A 16,391-nucleotide genomic window follows, 5' to 3' on the forward strand; every position below is an offset into this window, starting at 1 on the left:
CCGCGAGATCTTCCACGTCCTGACCGCCACCAACGTCACAGCAGCAGACCCGAGCCACCTCACAACCGCTGCTTGACATCCATAAGAGCATCCCGCTCCACCGCGTACTTCGTCGCACTCCATCGGGCCGGACACACCCTCGTGTGTGTCCGGCCCGATGTGCGTCCGCACACAGTGGAGCCCCGCAGGTCAACGGCAAGTTGACGGTTGTTCGCGGGGCGTGGTGGACTGCCGGAGCCATTTACGGCGACAGCAGAGGAAGCCGGTGCGAATCCGGCGCGGTCCCGCCACTGTCACCGGGGAGCACTCCCCCACACCGGATGTCACGGCCCGCGAGACGCGGGCTGGAAGGCCGGGGGAACTGCGGATCCGGAAGCCAGGAGACTCTCGTCGCCGGTCACGTCGAACCAGGGCGCGGACCCTGAGTGAGGACCTACGCCATGCCCGGCCGCCGTGTGCCGTATCCCGTGCCCCCCGGTAAAGGCCCCGGTGCCACGACGACGCTCCCCGCGACGGGCTGAGCCGTGCGTGCCGACCGCGTCTTCGCGTACGGCGCCACGGCCGGGCTGATCGCCGACGCCCTGCTCGGCGACCCCCGTCGGGGCCACCCCGTCGCCGGATTCGGCCGCGCCGCCGCGCGGGCCGAGGCGCTGTTGTGGCGTGACGACCGGGCCGCGGGCGCGCTGCACACCCTCGTCTGCGCCGGAGGCGCCGTGGGGGCCGCCGCGCTGGCCGCCCGCGCCGCCCGGGGACGCCCCGCGCTCGGCGTCGCGCTGACCGCCGCCACCGCCTGGTCCGTCGTCGGCGGTACGTCGCTGGGCCGGGAGGCCCGCGCCATCGGCGGCGCCCTGGCCGCCGGGGACCTCGAAGTGGCCCGGGAGCGGCTGCCGCATCTGTGCGGGCGCGATCCGCACTCCCTGGACGGTCCGGGGATCGCCCGCGCGGTCGTCGAGTCGGTCGCCGAGAACACCTCGGACGCCGTCGTGGGCGCGCTGGTGTGGGGGGCCATCGGCGGGGTGCCGGGGCTCGTCGGGTTCCGGGCGGTGAACACGCTCGACGCGATGGTCGGTCACAAGTCGCCCCGCTACCGCCGTTACGGCTGGGCCTCGGCCCGCCTGGACGACCTCGCCGGGTGGCCCGGCGCCCGCCTGACGGCCGCGCTGGCCGTGGCGGCGGGCGGGCGTCCCGGGGATGCCGTGCGTGCCTGGCGGGCCGACGCGGGACGTCACCCGAGCCCGAACGCGGGGCCGGTGGAGACAGCGTTCGCGGGGGCGCTCGGCGTACGGCTGGGCGGGACGCTGGCGTACGCGGGGCGCGTCGAGCACCGGCCGGTCCTGAACGGGGAGGCCGGGCGGGACGTGCGGGGCGCGGACATCGAACGCGCGGTACGGCTGTCGCGCCGGGTGAGCGCGCTGGCCCTCGGTGTGTGCGTGGCGGGTCGGATGGCCGCGGGACGGAAGCGGGGACGGTCATGAGCGGTCCGGCACGCAGTGCGGTACGGGAACGGGAGCGGGCATGAGTGGCGGCGGACTGCTGGTCGCAGGAACCACGTCGGACGCGGGCAAGAGCGTCGTCACGGCCGGCATCTGCCGGTGGCTGGTGCGCAGGGGGGTGAAGGTCGCGCCGTTCAAGGCGCAGAACATGTCCCTGAACTCCTTCGTGACCCGACAGGGCGCGGAGATCGGGCGGGCCCAGGCGATGCAGGCGCAGGCCGCCCGGGTGGAGCCGACGGCCCTGATGAACCCGGTGCTGCTGAAGCCCGGCGGCGACCGGTCCAGCCAGGTGGTCCTGATGGGGAAGCCGGTCGGCGAGATGAGCGCCCGGGGGTACCACGGGGGCCGTCAGGAGGCGCTGCTCGGCACGGTCACCGACTGCCTGGAGCAGCTGAGGTCCACGTACGACGCGGTGATCTGCGAGGGGGCCGGAAGCCCCGCCGAGATCAATCTGCGGCGCACGGACATCGTGAACATGGGGATCGCCCGAGCGGCCCGCTTCCCCGTCCTGGTGGTCGGGGACATCGACCGGGGCGGGGTCTTCGCGTCGTTCTTCGGGACCACGGCGCTGCTGGGCGCGGAGGACCAGGCGCTCGTCGCGGGCTATCTGGTGAACAAGTTCCGGGGAGACGTCTCGCTGCTGGAGCCGGGCCTGGACATGCTGTACGGGCTGACCGGGCGGCGGACGTACGGGGTACTGCCGTACGTCCACGGGCTCGGCATCGACGAGGAGGACGGCCTGCGGGTGTCCCTGCGGGGTGCGGTACGGGAGTCGGTCGTGGCTCCCCCGCACGGCGAGGACGTCCTGCGGGTGGCGGTCTGCGCGGTGCCGCTGATGTCGAACTTCACGGACGTGGACGCGCTGGCCGCCGAACCGGGCGTCGTCGTGCGGTTCGTGGACCGGGCCGATGAGCTGGCCGACGCGGACCTGGCCGTCGTGCCCGGGACGCGCGGCACGGTGAAGGCGCTGGCCTGGCTGCGCGAGCGGGGCCTCGCGGACGCGCTGGTGCGGCGGGCGGCGGAGGGCCGGCCGGTGCTGGGGATCTGCGGCGGGTTCCAGGTGCTCGGCGAGCGGATCGAGGACGAGGTGGAGTCCCGGGCGGGTCTCGTGGACGGGCTGGGGCTCCTTCCCGTACGCATCCGGTTCGACCGGGCCAAGACGCTGGCGCGGCCGGTCGGTTCGGCGCTGGGCGAGCCGGTGGAGGGGTACGAGATCCACCACGGGGTGGCCGATGTGCGGGGCGGCGAGCCGTTCCTCGACGGGTGCCGGGTAGGGGCCGTGTGGGGGACGCACTGGCACGGGTCGCTGGAGAGCGACGCGTTCCGGCGGCGGTTCCTGGTGGAGGTGGCCCAGGCCGCTGGGCGGCGGTTCGTGCCGGCGCCGGACACGAGTTTCGGGGTGCTGCGGGAGGAGCAGCTGGACCGGCTGGGGGATCTGGTGGAGGAGCACGCCGATACGGACGCGTTGTGGCGGTTGATCGAGGGGGGCGCGCCTGCGGGGTTGCCGTTCGTGCCGCCGGGGGCGCCGGGTGCGGTGCCGGGTGCGGGAGTGGGCACTGGTGCGGGAGTGGGCCCCGCTCCTCAATCGCCGGAGGGGCTTGAAAGGGCTCACCCGGAGGCGCTTGGAGAAGCCCGGAAGCCGGACGGGCTTGATTGTGCTGATGTTCATGTCGACCAGGAGGCCAAGTGAGTACGCCGTATCCCTTCACCGCGATCGTCGGGCAGGACGACCTGCGGCTCGGGCTGTTGCTGAACGCGGTCAGTCCGGCCGTCGGCGGGGTGCTCGTGCGGGGCGAGAAGGGGACCGCCAAGTCCACCGCCGTCCGCGCGCTGGCCGCCCTCATGCCCGAGGTCTCCGTCGTGCCCGGGTGCCGGTTCTCCTGTGACCCGGTCTCCCCCGATCCGGCGTGTCCCGACGGGCCGCACGCGGAGGCGGCCGGTGTGTCGCGGGCCGCGCGGACCGTGGAGCTGCCCGTCGGCGCGTCCGAGGACCGGCTCGTGGGGGCGCTGGACATCGAGCGGGCGCTCTCGGAGGGCGTGAAGGCCTTCGAGCCTGGGCTGCTCGCCGACGCTCATCGCGGGATCCTGTACGTCGACGAGGTCAACCTGCTCCACGACCACCTGGTGGACCTGCTGCTGGACGCGGCGGCCATGGGTGCTTCGTACGTCGAGCGCGAGGGCGTCTCCGTACGGCATGCGGCGCGGTTCCTGCTGGTCGGGACGATGAACCCGGAAGAGGGCGAACTGCGGCCGCAGTTGCTGGACCGGTTCGGGCTGACCGTCGAGGTGGCCGCGTCCCGGGACACCGACGAGCGGGTCGAGGTCGTGCGGCGCAGGCTCGCGTACGACGACGACCCGGAGGGCTTCACCGCCCGCTGGGCCGCGGAGGAGGAAGCGCTGCGGGAGCGGATCGCCGCCGCGCGCGCCCTGCTGCCCCTCGTCGTGCTGGGCGACGGCGTGTTGCGGCAGATCGCCGCGACCTGTGCCGCGTTCGAGGTCGACGGGATGCGGGCGGACATCGTGATGGCCCGTACCGCCACCGCGCTCGCCGCCTGGGCGGGGCGCGAGGAGGTGACCGCCGACGACGTGCGGCAGGCCGCGCTCCTCGCGCTCCCCCACCGGCGGCGCCGCAACCCCTTCGACGCGCCGGGTCTGGACGAGGACAAGCTCGACCAGACCCTGGACGAGGCCGGCCGGCAGGAGCCGGAGGAGGGAGAGAGCGGCGGCGGCGACCAGCCCGACCCTGATTCCGACCCCGACCCCGATCCCGGCGGGTCCGGGCCGGACGGTGGAGGCGACGACGGCGGTGGCGGTGGTGTGCCGCCTCAGGGCGGTGCGAGCGACACGCCGTCGCAGACCCCCGAGGGCGATCCCGGCGCGCCCGGCCGGTCCGCCGGGGCCGAGCAGCAGCCGGTGGCCTCCGCCGAGCCGTTCCGGACGAAGATGCTCAGCGTGCCGGGGCTCGGCGAGGGAGCTGCCGGGCGGCGCTCCCGGGCCCGTACCGAGCACGGGCGCACGACCGGCGCGCGCCGCCCGCAGGGGTCGCTGACCAAGCTGCATCTGGCCGCGACCGTGCAGGCCGCCGCCCCGCACCAGCGTTCGCGCGGGCGTTCCGGGCGGGGGCTCGTGGTGCGCCGGGACGATCTGCGGCAGGCGAGCCGGGAGGGGCGTGAGGGCAACCTCGTGCTGTTCGTCGTGGACGCCTCCGGGTCGATGGCGGCCCGGCAGCGGATGAGCGCGGTCAAGGGGGCCGTGCTGTCGCTGCTGCTGGACGCCTACCAGCGGCGGGACAAGGTCGGTCTGGTCACCTTCCGGGGCAAGGAGGCCGAGGTGGCGCTGCCGCCGACCTCGTCCGTGGACGCGGCCGCCTCCCGTCTGGAGTCGCTGCCGACCGGGGGCCGTACCCCGCTCGCCGCCGGGCTGCTCAAGGCCCATGACGTGCTGCGGGTGGAGCGGCTGCGCGATCCGTCGCGGCGGCCGCTGCTCGTCGTCGTCACGGACGGCCGGGCGACCGGTGGCCCGGAGCCGGTGGCGCTCGCGGGGCGGGCCGGCCGGCTGCACCGCTCGGAGGGGACGGCCTCGGTCGTCGTGGACTGCGAGTCGGGGTACGTACGCCTCGGTCTCGCCGGGGAACTCGCCCGGGAACTGGGAGGCACCGCCGTCACGCTCGACGAGCTGCGGGCCGACTCGATCGCCGGGCTCGTCAAGGACGTCACCGCAGCCGGGAGGGCCGCTTAATGCCACAGGGACAGCCGACATCGGTGCCGGACGACGGGCTCACCACCCGTCAGCGGCGCAACCGCCCGCTCCTGTTCGTCCACACGGGCATCGGGAAGGGCAAGTCGACAGCCGCCTTCGGGCTCGCGCTGCGGGCCTGGAACCAGGGCTGGCCGATCGGGGTGTTCCAGTTCGTGAAGTCCGCGAAGTGGAAGGTCGGCGAGGAGAACGCGCTGAAGGTGCTGGGCGCGAGCGGCGAGGGCGGCACCGTCGACTGGCACAAGATGGGCGAGGGCTGGTCCTGGGTCCAGCGCGACGGCCAGCTCGACAACGAGGAGAAGGCCCGCGAGGGCTGGGAGCAGGTCAAGCGCGACCTGGCGGCCGAGACGTACAAGCTGTATGTGCTCGACGAGTTCGCCTACCCGATGCACTGGGGCTGGATCGACACCGACGAGGTCGTCGAGGTGATGCGGAACCGGCCCGGCACCCAGCACGTGGTGATCACCGGCCGCAACGCGCCGGACGCCCTGATCGAGGCCGCCGACCTGGTGACCGACATGTCGAAGGTCAAGCACCCGATGGACGCGGGGCAGAAGGGCCAGAGGGGCATCGAGTGGTGACTGTGCCCCGTCTGGTCATCGCCGCTCCGGCCTCCGGCAGCGGCAAGACCACCGTCGCCACCGGGCTGATGGCCGCCTTCGCCGCGCGCGGGCTGGCCGTCTCGCCGCACAAGGTGGGCCCGGACTACATCGATCCGGGCTACCACTCGCTGGCGACGGGCCGCCCCGGCCGCAATCTCGACGCGTACATGTGCGGGACGGAGCTGATCGCCCCGCTGTTCGCGCACGGGTCGGCGGGCTGCGACCTCGCCGTGGTCGAGGGCGTGATGGGGCTGTACGACGGCGCATCGGGGCAGGGGGAGCTGGCGTCGACCGCGCAGGTGGCGAAGCTGCTCAAGGCCCCTGTGGTGCTGGTGGTCGACGCCTCGTCGCAGTCGCGTTCGGTGGCGGCCCTGGTGCACGGGTTCGCCTCCTGGGACCCGCGGGTGCGGATCGGCGGGGTGATCCTGAACAAGGTGGCCTCCGACCGGCACGAGGCGCTGCTGCGCGACGCACTGGACGAGTCGGGGCTGCCGGTGCTGGGTGTGCTGCGGCGGGCCCCGCAGGTGGCGACGCCCTCGCGGCACCTGGGGCTGATCCCGGTGGCCGAGCGGGGTGCCGACGCGGTGGATGCCGTACGGGCCATGGGTGAGCGGGTGCGGGCCGGGTGCGACCTGGACGCGCTGATGGCGCTGGCCCGGACCGCGCCCGCGCTGCCGGACGAGACGTGGGAGCCCGCGAACGCCCCCGCGCGGGGCCCCCGCCCCGTCGTCGCCGTGGCGGGCGGGGCGGCGTTCACCTTCGCGTACGCGGAGCACGCCGAGCTGCTGACGGCGGCCGGTGCGGAGGTCGTGACCTTCGACCCGTTGCGGGACGAGAAGCTGCCGGTGGGTACGGCGGGGCTCGTGATCGGCGGCGGGTTTCCGGAGATGTACGCCCCCGAGCTGTCGGCCAACGAGCCGTTGCGGCGGGCGGTGACGGAGCTGGCCCTGGACGGAGCCCCGGTGGCGGCCGAGTGCGCGGGGCTGCTGTATCTGGCGCGGGAGCTGGACGGGCGGCCGATGTGCGGGGTGCTGGACGCCGGGGCCCGGATGTCCGATCGCCTCACGCTCGGGTACCGGCAGGCGGTGGCCGTCTCGGACAGCGCGCTGGCGGTGGCGGGGACCCGGATGCGCGGCCATGAGTTCCACCGCACGGTGCTGGAGCCGGGGGCGGGGACCACGCCCGCCTGGGGCCTGCACCAGCCGGAGCGACGGGTGGAGGGGTACGTCCAGCGGGGCGTGCACGCCAGCTATCTGCACACCCACTGGGCCGCTTCGCCCTCGGTGGCCCGGAGGTTCGTCGAGCACTGCCGGGCCCGGTGAGCCGGTGTCCCGGGGGCGCATCCGTCGTGACGAGGCGTGCGGGCGTACGCGCGGCTCACTCGGCGATGCCGACGACCAGCCAGATGAAGCCCACGCCCCCGATGGTGCAGAGAAGGGTGGAGCGGGCGGGATGGGTGTGGTGCGCCTCGGGAAGAATCTCCGCGGCGGCCAGATAGAGCAGCGCTCCGCCGAAGAAGCCGAGATAGCCGCCCAGCAGTTCCTCCGGAAGGGTGAACAGCAGCGTCGTCGCGGCGCCCACGACCGGCGCCACGGCAGCCGCGAACAGCATCAGGAGCGCCTTGCGGCGGGCGTTCCCGTAAAGACTGGTGAGGGTGTACGTGTTGAATCCGTCGGCGAAGTCATGACTGATCACCGCCAGCGCGACGGCCGTGCCCATGGCTCCGCTGACCTGGAAGGCGGCGCCGAGCGCGATGCCGTCCATCAGGCTGTGGCCGACCATCGCGGCGGCCGCCGTCAGTCCCACCTGCGGTACGCGTTCACCCTGGGGGCCGCTCGCCCCGTGTGCCACCTGGCGTACGGCGAGCAGCCGCTCGACCAGGTGGGCCGTCAGGAAGCCGCCGACGAACAGCAGCAGGGCGGCGGGCACGCCGAACACCGGGGTGCCCGCCGCCTCGATCGCCTCCGGCAGGAGGTCGAGTCCGACCACGCCGAGCATCAGCCCGCCCGCGAAGCCGAGCACCAGGTGACGGCGGTCGGAGACGCGTTGTGCGACCCAGCCGCCGGCCAGAGTCATCAGGAACGCGCCGAGCGCGACGAACACCGCCATGGGGCCTTGCTAGTCGATCGGGCCCTCTCTTCGCATCTCAGGGTGTCCTTACCGGAGCGGCCGGCTGTGTGCCTCCCGCCGCCTGTGCCCCTCCGGGCCGCCCGCGCCTGTTCCCGCGCCCGCGCCCGTATCTGTGCCCGTGCCCGTATCCGTATCTGCGTCTGTATACGGAACGGCCGTGCCCGCTCCCCCGCGCCACCGAGACGTTTGACCTGAAAGGCAGGACTCCGCCGATGACCGGAGCATCCGTCGGACCCGGACCGGAGTCCGGGGCCCGCAGTCTGGTGGTGGGGGTCGGCGCGCGGCGCGGCGCCTGCGGTGATGTGGTGTTCGCCCTGATCGAGGCGGTGCTGAGCGGGGCGGGGCTGGACCCGGCGGACGTGCTGGAGGTGGCGACGGTCGACGCCAAGGGGGACGAGCCGGGGATCGTGGGGGCGGCGGCCCGGCTCGGGGTGCCGGTGCGGACCCATCCGGCCGGGGCGCTGGCCGCGGTCCGGGTGCCGCACCCCTCGGGCGCGGTGGGCGCGGCGGTGGGGACCCCGTCGGTCGCGGAGGCGGCGGCGCTGATCGAGGCGGACGAGCTGGTGGTGCCGAAGACCCGTGCCCCGGGCGGGAACACCTCGTCCAAGGGGGTGGCGACCTGTGCGGTGGCCCGCCGGCGTCCGGCCGTCGCCGGGACTTCCGATGTTTCGGGGAGGAAAACTTCCACCTCACCGGTGACGGCGGGCTCCCGCCCGTTCACCATGGCTGCCATGAATCCCCCCACGCGGAACATCGAGAGCGCCGGGCCCGACCTGCGCCACCACGGCGACGCGGAGGTGCGCGGCGAGAATCTGACCGATCTCGCCGTGAACGTCCGTACCCACACTCCCCCGGAGTGGCTGCGCGAGCGGATAGCCGCGTCGCTCACCTCGCTGGCCGCCTACCCGGACGGTTCGTCCGCCCGCGCCGCGGTCGCCGGCCGGCACGGGCTGCCGGCGGAGCGGGTGCTGCTGACGGCGGGCGCGGCCGAGGCGTTCGTCCTGCTCGCCCGAGCTCTTCCGGTCCGGCATCCGGTCGTGGTGCATCCGCAGTTCACCGAGCCGGAGGCGGCGCTCCGGGCGGCCGGGCACGGGGTGGGGCGGGTGCTGCTGCGCGCCGAGGACGGCTTCCGGCTCGATCCGGCGGCGGTGCCCGAGGAGGCGGACCTCGTGGTGATCGGCAATCCGACGAACCCGACGTCCGTGCTGCATCCGGCGGCGCTGCTGGAACGGCTGGCGCGGCCGGGTCGGACGCTGGTGGTCGACGAGGCGTTCATGGACGTCGTGCCGGGCGAGCGCGAGGCGTTGTGCGGGCGGACGGACATCCCCGGGCTCGTGGTGCTGCGCAGCCTCACCAAGACCTGGGGGCTCGCCGGTCTGCGGATCGGTTATGTCCTGGCCGATCCGCAGACCGTGGCGCTGCTCTCCGAGGCGCAGCCGCTGTGGCCGGTGTCGTCCCCGGCGCTGGCGGCGGCGGAGGCGTGCATGGAGCCGCGGGCGCTGGTGGAGGCGGCCGAGGCGGCGGACCGGATCACGGTGGACCGGGCCCATCTGCTGGCCGGGCTGGCCGAGTTCAGCGAGGTGGAGACGGTGGAGACGGCCCGGGGGCCGTTCGTCCTGGTGCGTCTTGAGCGGGCGGCCGAGGTCCGGGAGCGGCTGCGGCTGCTGGGCTTCGCGGCCCGGCGGGGGGACACCTTCCCCGGGCTGGGGCCGCAGTGGCTGCGGCTCGCGGTCCGCGACCGGGCCACGACCAACCGTTTCCTCCAGGCCCTGGACCAGGCCGTGCAGGCGCTGCCCGCGAGATCGGGGCGCTGAGGAGCGACCCGGCCGGCGTACCGGGGGCGGCGTTCGTCGTACGGACGCCGCCCCCGGCGCGTATCAGCTCCGACCTCCGGCGCGTATCAGCTCCGACCTCCGGCACGTGTCAACTCCGGCCCCGGCACGCTCGGCTCCGGCCGCTCACGTATCAGCTCTGGCTGCTGCCGCGCCTGCGCGCCAGCACCGTCGCGCCCGCGCCGACGGCCAGCAGCAGGGCTGCTCCGCCCGCGATGTACGGGGTGGTGGAACTGCCGCCGGTCTCGGCGAGGTTCGCCGTGGTGGGGGCGGTGTCGGAGCCGGTCTGCGTCTTCACGTCGCCGCCGGTGGCGCCTCCGTCGCCCTGGTCACCGCCACTGCCACCGCCCGTGGAACCACCACCGCTGTCGCCGCCCGTCGAGCCACCGCCACTGTCACCGCCCGTGGAACCGCCACCGCTGTCACCGCCCGTCGAGCCCGGCTCCTCGGGGGTCTTCGGCTTCTCCGGGGTCTCGCAGGTCGCCTCGGCGAGGGTGACCTCGCCCTCCACCTCGGCGACGTTGAGATTCAACGGGTTGACCGACACCTTGAGCTGGAGCGCCGTCGCGGCCGCCGTGCGCTCGGTGGTGACCGTCTTGGACAGGTCGAGGGAGACCTCGCCGACGCCCGGCACCGACACCCGCGTCGGACCGCCCGCAGTGAGCGTCACCTTCTTGCCGAGCACCGAGACATGGCCGAGCACGTTCGACTCGGCGACGGGCTTCCTGCCGGTCTCGCAGACCGCCTTGGAGGTGACCTTCTCGACCTCGATGAGCGAGAGCAGAGGCAGTCCGGGCACATGGATCCGGGCCTTGGCCAGGTTGGTGTGGCCCTCGGCCCGGTGCTCGTCGACGGTCGCGTTCGCGGTGGCCACTTCGGCGCGCAGGATGCTGACCGGGCGGCCGCCCTCCACTCCGTCCACGTTCACGCTGAGGGCCGTCTTCTCGGCGTTGGCCGGGGCCTGCACCTCGTTGAGCGTGGCCTTGAGTGGCACCTGGACGGACTTGTTGAGGAGCGAGACGTCGAGCCCGGTACGGAGTACGACCGCGCTCGCCCGGCCCTCGCCGCCGGTGGCGGGCGTCGCCGGGGCTGCGTGCGCGGGGACGGCGGCAAGCAGAGCGACGGGGGCGGCGGCGACCGCCAGGGCGGCGAGACGGAAGGTGTTGCTGTTCAAGATGGTGGAACCCCCACAAGAGACATGGAGCCACCGGCACAGTCCAATGGGGGACATCGCCCGTGCCGGCGGCCTCGACTCCGTGAATCTTTACGCACTGAGGGTGAACTGGTGGACACCTGACGTGAGTTCACCCCAAAGGGGGGTTTCCGCTCGCATATTCGAATCTTTCGGCACGTGCGTCCCCTGGCTTCACCCGTTTCACACGGCGGGGCCGAACGGTGTGCGACCGCGCCGGAGCGTGCGCGGAGAGTGCGCTGAGGTGCATCAACGAGCCGGGGACCGCATCCGTCACTGCTCGTCAACACAGCACCGCGCCGCGCTCAGCCGATCACCCGCCCGTTCAGCACGATGTACCGAGGAGCCGCCAGCACCCGGACGTCCGCGCGCGGATCCTCGTCGTACACGACCAGATCCGCCGGGGCGCCCTCCTCCAGCGCGGGCCGCCCCAGCCAGCGCCTGGCTCCCCACGCGGTGGCCGAAAGGGCCTCCAGGGGCGGGATGCCCGCCTTGACCAGCTCGGCGACCTCGCCCGCGACCAGGCCGTGCGCCAGGGAGCCGCCCGCGTCGGTACCGACGTAGACCGGGATCCCGGCGTCGTACGCGGCGCGCACGGTGTCGTAGCGGCGTTCGTACAGCTGCCGCATATGGGCCGACCAGCGGGGGAACTTGGCCTCGCCGCCCGCCGCGAGGTCGGGGAAGGTGGCGATGTTGACCAGCGTCGGGACGATCGCGACCCCGCGTTCGGCGAAGAGCGGGATGGTGTCCTCGGTGAGGCCGGTGGCGTGTTCGATGCAGTCGATGCCCGCCTCCACCAGGTCGGTGAGCGACTCCTCGGCGAAGCAGTGCGCGGTGACGCGGGCGCCGAGCCGGTGCGCCTCGGCGATGGCCGCCTCGACCTCGCCGCGCGGCCAGCAGGCGGTCAGGTCCCCGGCGTCGCGGTCGATCCAGTCCCCCACCAGCTTGACCCAGCCGTCCCCGCGCCGGGCCTCCCGGGCCACGTACGCGACGAGGTCGCCGGGCTCGATCTCATGGGCGTAGTTACGGATGTAGCGGCGGGTCCTGGCGATGTGCTGGCCGGCCCTGATGATCTTCGGCAGGTCCTCCCGGTCGTCGATCCACCGGGTGTCGGAGGGTGATCCGGCGTCCCGGATCAGCAGGGTTCCGGCCTCCCGGTCGGCGAGGGCCTGTTTCTCGGCGGTCGCCGCGTCGACCGGGCCGTGCCGGTCCAGGCCCACGTGGCAGTGCGCGTCGACCAGTCCGGGCAGTGCCCAGCCGGTGACCGTCACCGCGTCGTCGGCGCCGGCCGGCCGTTCGTAGGTGATCCGCCCGTCCACGGCCCACAGTTCGTCCCGCACCTCGTCCGGGCCGACCAGCACCCGGCCCTTCACCCGCAGCACCCGCTGTTCCTCCTGATCACTCATATGCGGCACTGTACGAGGCCGTCGGTAGGCTGCGCGGGGGGCATCGGCCGCGGGCAGGGCCGCCGCCCGACCGCCGCCCGGCCGCCGAAAGACCCGACCGACCGACCCGAAGAGAGCACCGAACCGTGACGCACCCCTTCCTCGACCTCCCCCCGCTCACCGCCGACCGCTTCGCGGCGATCGAGCGGCGCGTGGCCCGGCTCCTCGCCACGGAGCAGGACGTCGTCATCACCCAGGGCGAGGCGCTGCTGCCGCTGGAGGGCTGTATCCGCAGCGGCGCGCGGCCCGGCTCGACCGCGCTGAACGTGGTCACGGGCCCCTACGGGCAGACCTTCGGCAACTGGCTGCGGGACTGCGGCGCGCATGTCGTCGACCTCACGGTGCCCTTCCACACGGCGGCGACCGCCGGCCTGGTCGCCGAGGCGCTCGCCGAGCACCCGGAGATCGACTTCGTCTCGCTGGTGCACGCGGAGGCGGCGACCGGCAACACCAACCCGGTCGCGGAGATCGGCGAGGTGGTCCGGGCGCACGGCGCGCTGTTCATGCTGGACGCGGTCGCCTCGGTGGGCGCCGAGCCGCTGCTTCCGGACACCTGGGGCGTCGACCTGTGCGTGATCGGCGCGCAGAAGGCCATGGGCGGGCCCGCCGGGGTGTCGGCGGTGTCGGTGAGCGGGCGGGCCTGGGAGCGGATCGCCGCCAACCCGGCCGCCCCGCGGCGCTCCTACCTCTCCCTCCTGGACTGGAAGGAGCGCTGGATCGACGCCGGCCGCACGGCCCTGCCGCACGCCCCGGCGCAGCTGGAGATGCTGGGCCTGGAGGCGTGCCTGGAGCGGATCGAGGCCGAGGGCCCACAGACGGTGATGGCCCGCCACGCCTCGGCCGCCGCGGCGACCCGGGCGGGTGCGGTGGCGCTGGGCGGCGGTCTGGAACCGTACGTCCACGACGCGCGGGACGCCGCTCCGGTGGCCACGACGCTGCGCGCCCCGGCGGGGACCGACGCGGCCTCGCTGGTCGCGCGGGCGCTGGCGGCGGACCCCTCGCTGCCGCTCATCGCGGGCGGCGGGGCGCTGTCCAAGGAGATGATCCGGGTCAATCATTACGGGGCGGATGCGACGCGGGACGCGGTGCTGTCCTCGCTCGCGGCTCTGGGAGCGGCGCTGACCGACGCGGGCCGGCCGGCCGATATCGAGGGTGCCCGCGGGGCCGTTTCGAAAACCTGGCCGGGCCGCTGATATTCATAATGCGGGGAGTTGCTTTACCGAAAGCAGCTCCCCGCATTCTTCTGCCCGCTTTCCCGCTACCTAAACGCGGAAGTTTTCGCGGGTCTCGAACCTCGTAATTCGGACACGTCTCAGGAGAGTTACAACCCTGTGACCGACTCCACACCGGCGACGTTATGCCCGAAAAATTCGGGACAAAGTACAGGAAACCCTACCCTAATCATGGCGGATCTCGCGCACGCCTGATAACACATAGGGGCGCTTCACCCAACCCTTCACCTCGATGCAATTTCGAAATTTGCTGGGTAAATTCAATTCGCATGACCGCAGCACCAGCAGATTTTGCCCGTGCCCGAAGCGAATTCCTCAGTATCGATGCCCCACGAGTGGAGGACGGAGCCGCGATCTGGCGCATCGCCCGCGACTCCCAGGTCCTGGACCTGAACTCCTCGTACAGCTACCTGCTGTGGTGCCGTGACTTCGCCGCGACCTCCGCCGTCGCCCGTGGTGAGGACGGCGAGCCCATCGCCTTCGTGACGGGCTACATCAGGCCCGACCGCCCCCAGACCCTCGTCGTCTGGCAGGTGGCCGTCGACCAGGCCCACCGGGGCAAGGGACTGGCCGCCACCCTGCTGGACGCGCTGACCGCCCGGGTCGCCGCCGGCCAGGGCCTGTCGTCCGTGGAGACGACGATCACGCCGGACAACACCGCCTCCGACCGGCTGTTCACGTCCTACGCCCAGCGCCACGACGTCGCGCTGGAGCAGGAGGTGCTCTTCGACGGCGGGCTGTTCCCCGAAGGGACGCACCTGCCCGAGGTGCTCTACCGGATAGGCCCGTTCGCCACCTGAGCCGTCCCGGCCACGACCCGGCGTACCCGACCCGTACGCCGGCACCCCCCGACTTTTCGCGCCGGCCGACCACCCGGCGCGGTCCCGGCCGCCGCCGTGCGGCGGGGAGCACTCGACCACTGCCCGTCACACCCCCTCACGCAGGAGATCCGCTGTGACCATCACCCCGCCCGCACTGAGCGTCTTCGAGGCCCTTGAATCCGAGGTCCGGAGCTACTGCCGCAGCTGGCCCGCCGTGTTCGACCGCGCGCAGGGCGCCCGGCTGACCGACGAGGACGGCCACTCCTACCTGGACTTCTTCGCCGGGGCCGGCTCGCTCAACTACGGCCACAACAACCCGGTGCTGAAACGCGCGCTGATCGACTACATCGAGCGCGACGGCATCACCCACGGCCTGGACATGGCGACCACCGCCAAGCGCGCGTTCCTGGAGACGTTCCAGAACGTGGTCCTGCGCCCGCGCGACCTGCCGTACAAGGTGATGTTCCCCGGCCCGACCGGCACCAACGCCGTCGAGTCGGCGCTGAAGCTGGCCCGTAAGGTCAAGGGCCGCGAGTCCGTCGTCTCGTTCACCAACGCCTTCCACGGCATGTCGCTGGGCTCGCTCGCCGTCACCGGCAACGCGTTCAAGCGGGCCGGCGCCGGGATCCCGCTGGTGCACGGCACCCCGATGCCGTTCGACAACTACTTCGACGGTACGGTCCCCGACTTCCTCTGGTTCGAGCGCCTGCTGGAGGACCAGGGCTCCGGGCTGAACAAGCCCGCCGCCGTGATCGTGGAGACCGTCCAGGGCGAGGGCGGCATCAACGTCGCCCGGCCCGAGTGGCTGCGCGCTCTGCGAGAACTGTGCGACCGCCAGGACATGCTGCTGATCGTCGACGACATCCAGATGGGCTGCGGCCGTACCGGCGGCTTCTTCTCCTTCGAGGAGTCCGGCGTCGTCCCGGACATCGTCACGCTGTCGAAGTCCATCAGCGGCTACGGCATGCCCATGGCGCTCTGCCTGTTCAAGCCGGAGCTGGACATCTGGGAGCCGGGCGAGCACAACGGCACCTTCCGCGGCAACAACCCGGCCTTCGTCACGGCCGCCGCCGCGCTGGACGCCTACTGGGCGGACGGCCAGATGGAGAAGCAGACCCTGGCCCGCGGCGAGCAGGTCGAGCAGACGCTGCTGGCCATCTGCGCCGAGGAGCCGACCGCGCAGTTCCGCGGCCGGGGCCTGGTGTGGGGCATGGAGTTCGAGGACCCGGCGCGCGCCTCGGCGGTCTGCGCCCGCGCCTTCGAGCTGGGGCTCCTGCTGGAGACCTCGGGCCCGCAGAGCGAGGTCGTCAAGCTGCTGCCGCCGCTGACCGTCACCCCCGAAGAGCTGGACGAGGGCCTGCGCACGCTGGCCCGCTGCGTCCGCGAGACGGCCTGACCCGGCGCTGCCGGGGCAGGTGGAGAAGAAGAGGTCCCGGGCCGCGAGGCCCGGGACGCTGTGCAGAGAAGAGAAAGGCAACCGCTCACCGTGATCGTCCGATCGTTCAGTGACATCGAGAACACCGACCGGCATGTGAAGTCCGCGTCCGGCACCTGGGAGAGCAAGCGCATCGTGCTCGCCAAGGAGAAGGTGGGCTTCTCGCTCCACGAGACCGTGCTGTACGCGGGCACGGAGACCTCGATGTGGTACGCGAACCACATCGAGGCGGTGCTGTGCACCGAGGGCGAGGCCGAGCTCACCAACGACGAGACCGGCGAGAAGCACTGGATCACGCCCGGCACGATGTATCTGCTGGACGGACATGAGCGGCACACCATGCGGCCCAAGACCGACTTCCGCTGTGTGTGCGTCTTCAATCCCCCCGTCACCGGACGGGAGGACCATGACGAGAACGGTGTCTACCCACTGCTGACCGAGGAGGGCTGAACC

13 protein-coding genes and 1 riboswitch are annotated in these 16,391 nt (G+C 73.0%); of the genes, 10 read left to right on the forward strand and 3 right to left on the reverse strand.

The genetic code is table 11. From position 1 onward, the window contains the following. Positions 1–254: 254 nt before the first annotated feature. Positions 255–387: riboswitch (cobalamin riboswitch) on the forward strand. A gap of 137 nt (positions 388–524) precedes the next feature. Genes ACGF2Y_RS26570 through ACGF2Y_RS26590 form a run of 5 tightly spaced genes read left to right on the forward strand, consistent with a single transcriptional unit; the run spans position 525 to position 7,173 of the window. Then, entirely contained in the window at positions 525–1,475 is a 951-nt protein-coding gene (locus tag ACGF2Y_RS26570; RefSeq protein ID WP_392952236.1) for a cobalamin biosynthesis protein, read from the forward strand. A 40-nt stretch (positions 1,476–1,515) separates the two neighbouring features. Next, positions 1,516–3,183, forward strand: coding sequence for a cobyric acid synthase (locus tag ACGF2Y_RS26575; RefSeq protein ID WP_392952239.1), 1,668 nt, complete (start codon positions 1,516–1,518; stop codon positions 3,181–3,183). Continuing rightward, positions 3,180–5,231 (forward strand): putative cobaltochelatase, encoded by a 2,052-nt coding sequence (locus tag ACGF2Y_RS26580; protein WP_392952241.1) that lies wholly within the window; start codon positions 3,180–3,182, stop codon positions 5,229–5,231. Before ACGF2Y_RS26575 ends, ACGF2Y_RS26580 begins: the two co-directional genes overlap by 4 nt. After that, positions 5,231–5,830, forward strand: coding sequence for a cob(I)yrinic acid a,c-diamide adenosyltransferase (gene cobO, locus ACGF2Y_RS26585; protein WP_018512216.1), 600 nt, complete (start codon positions 5,231–5,233; stop codon positions 5,828–5,830). The genes ACGF2Y_RS26580 and cobO overlap by 1 nt, the downstream gene beginning before the upstream one ends. After that, positions 5,824–7,173 carry a cobyrinate a,c-diamide synthase gene (locus tag ACGF2Y_RS26590; RefSeq protein WP_392952245.1) on the forward strand — a complete coding sequence of 450 codons (1,350 nt, stop codon included), beginning with the start codon at positions 5,824–5,826 and terminating at the stop codon, positions 7,171–7,173. Before cobO ends, ACGF2Y_RS26590 begins: the two co-directional genes overlap by 7 nt. Before the next feature lie 55 nt (positions 7,174–7,228). Here ACGF2Y_RS26590 and ACGF2Y_RS26595 read toward each other — a convergent pair whose 3' ends face one another. Continuing rightward, positions 7,229–7,960, reverse strand: a complete 732-nt coding sequence (locus tag ACGF2Y_RS26595; RefSeq protein WP_392952248.1) for a ZIP family metal transporter — start codon at positions 7,958–7,960, stop codon at positions 7,229–7,231. Positions 7,961–8,193: 233 nt separating this feature from the next. Here ACGF2Y_RS26595 and cobC point away from each other — a divergent pair, with 233 nt between their 5' ends. After that, positions 8,194–9,795: an Rv2231c family pyridoxal phosphate-dependent protein CobC gene (gene cobC / locus ACGF2Y_RS26600; protein WP_392952251.1), complete on the forward strand. Its 1,602-nt coding sequence runs from the start codon at positions 8,194–8,196 to the stop codon at positions 9,793–9,795. A gap of 151 nt (positions 9,796–9,946) precedes the next feature. Here cobC and ACGF2Y_RS26605 read toward each other — a convergent pair whose 3' ends face one another. Both ACGF2Y_RS26605 and ACGF2Y_RS26610 read right to left on the reverse strand, forming a co-directional pair. Continuing rightward, complete coding sequence (locus ACGF2Y_RS26605; RefSeq protein ID WP_392952254.1) at positions 9,947–10,987, reverse strand: SCO1860 family LAETG-anchored protein; 1,041 nt, start codon at positions 10,985–10,987, stop codon at positions 9,947–9,949. Positions 10,988–11,310: 323 nt separating this feature from the next. Next, a complete protein-coding gene (locus tag ACGF2Y_RS26610; RefSeq protein ID WP_392952257.1) occupies positions 11,311–12,411 on the reverse strand; it encodes an amidohydrolase family protein in 1,101 nt (366 codons plus the stop codon). A gap of 125 nt (positions 12,412–12,536) precedes the next feature. Between ACGF2Y_RS26610 and ACGF2Y_RS26615 the strand changes: the two genes are divergently transcribed. The 4 genes from ACGF2Y_RS26615 to ACGF2Y_RS26630 all read left to right on the forward strand — a co-directional run bounded on the left by ACGF2Y_RS26615 (position 12,537) and on the right by ACGF2Y_RS26630 (position 16,388). Beyond that, complete coding sequence (locus ACGF2Y_RS26615) at positions 12,537–13,643, forward strand: pyridoxal-phosphate-dependent aminotransferase family protein (RefSeq protein WP_392952259.1); 1,107 nt, start codon at positions 12,537–12,539, stop codon at positions 13,641–13,643. 308 nt (positions 13,644–13,951) lie between these two features. Next, positions 13,952–14,482 (forward strand): diaminobutyrate acetyltransferase, encoded by a 531-nt coding sequence (gene ectA, locus ACGF2Y_RS26620; RefSeq protein ID WP_392952261.1) that lies wholly within the window; start codon positions 13,952–13,954, stop codon positions 14,480–14,482. 154 nt (positions 14,483–14,636) lie between these two features. Then, complete coding sequence (gene ectB, locus ACGF2Y_RS26625; RefSeq protein ID WP_392952264.1) at positions 14,637–15,899, forward strand: diaminobutyrate--2-oxoglutarate transaminase; 1,263 nt, start codon at positions 14,637–14,639, stop codon at positions 15,897–15,899. Positions 15,900–15,989: 90 nt separating this feature from the next. After that, entirely contained in the window at positions 15,990–16,388 is a 399-nt protein-coding gene (locus tag ACGF2Y_RS26630) for an ectoine synthase (protein WP_030590141.1), read from the forward strand. The last annotated feature ends 3 nt before the right edge of the window (positions 16,389–16,391 follow it).

The organism is Streptomyces sp. NPDC048142, assembly GCF_043202835.1.
GTDB lineage: Bacteria > Actinomycetota > Actinomycetes > Streptomycetales > Streptomycetaceae > Streptomyces.

Excerpts from the sequence above, each read along its gene's own strand:
- ACGF2Y_RS26575 (WP_392952239.1), top strand. The coding sequence starts at position 1,516 with ATGAGTGGCGGCGGACTGCTGGTCGCAGGAACCACGTCGGACGCGGGC.
- cobO (WP_018512216.1), top strand. The coding sequence starts at position 5,231 with ATGCCACAGGGACAGCCGACATCGGTGCCGGACGACGGGCTCACCACC.
- ACGF2Y_RS26595 (WP_392952248.1), bottom strand. The coding sequence starts at position 7,960 with ATGGCGGTGTTCGTCGCGCTCGGCGCGTTCCTGATGACTCTGGCCGGC.
- cobC (WP_392952251.1), top strand. The coding sequence starts at position 8,194 with ATGACCGGAGCATCCGTCGGACCCGGACCGGAGTCCGGGGCCCGCAGT.
- ACGF2Y_RS26610 (WP_392952257.1), bottom strand. The coding sequence starts at position 12,411 with ATGAGTGATCAGGAGGAACAGCGGGTGCTGCGGGTGAAGGGCCGGGTG.
- ectA (WP_392952261.1), top strand. The coding sequence starts at position 13,952 with ATGACCGCAGCACCAGCAGATTTTGCCCGTGCCCGAAGCGAATTCCTC.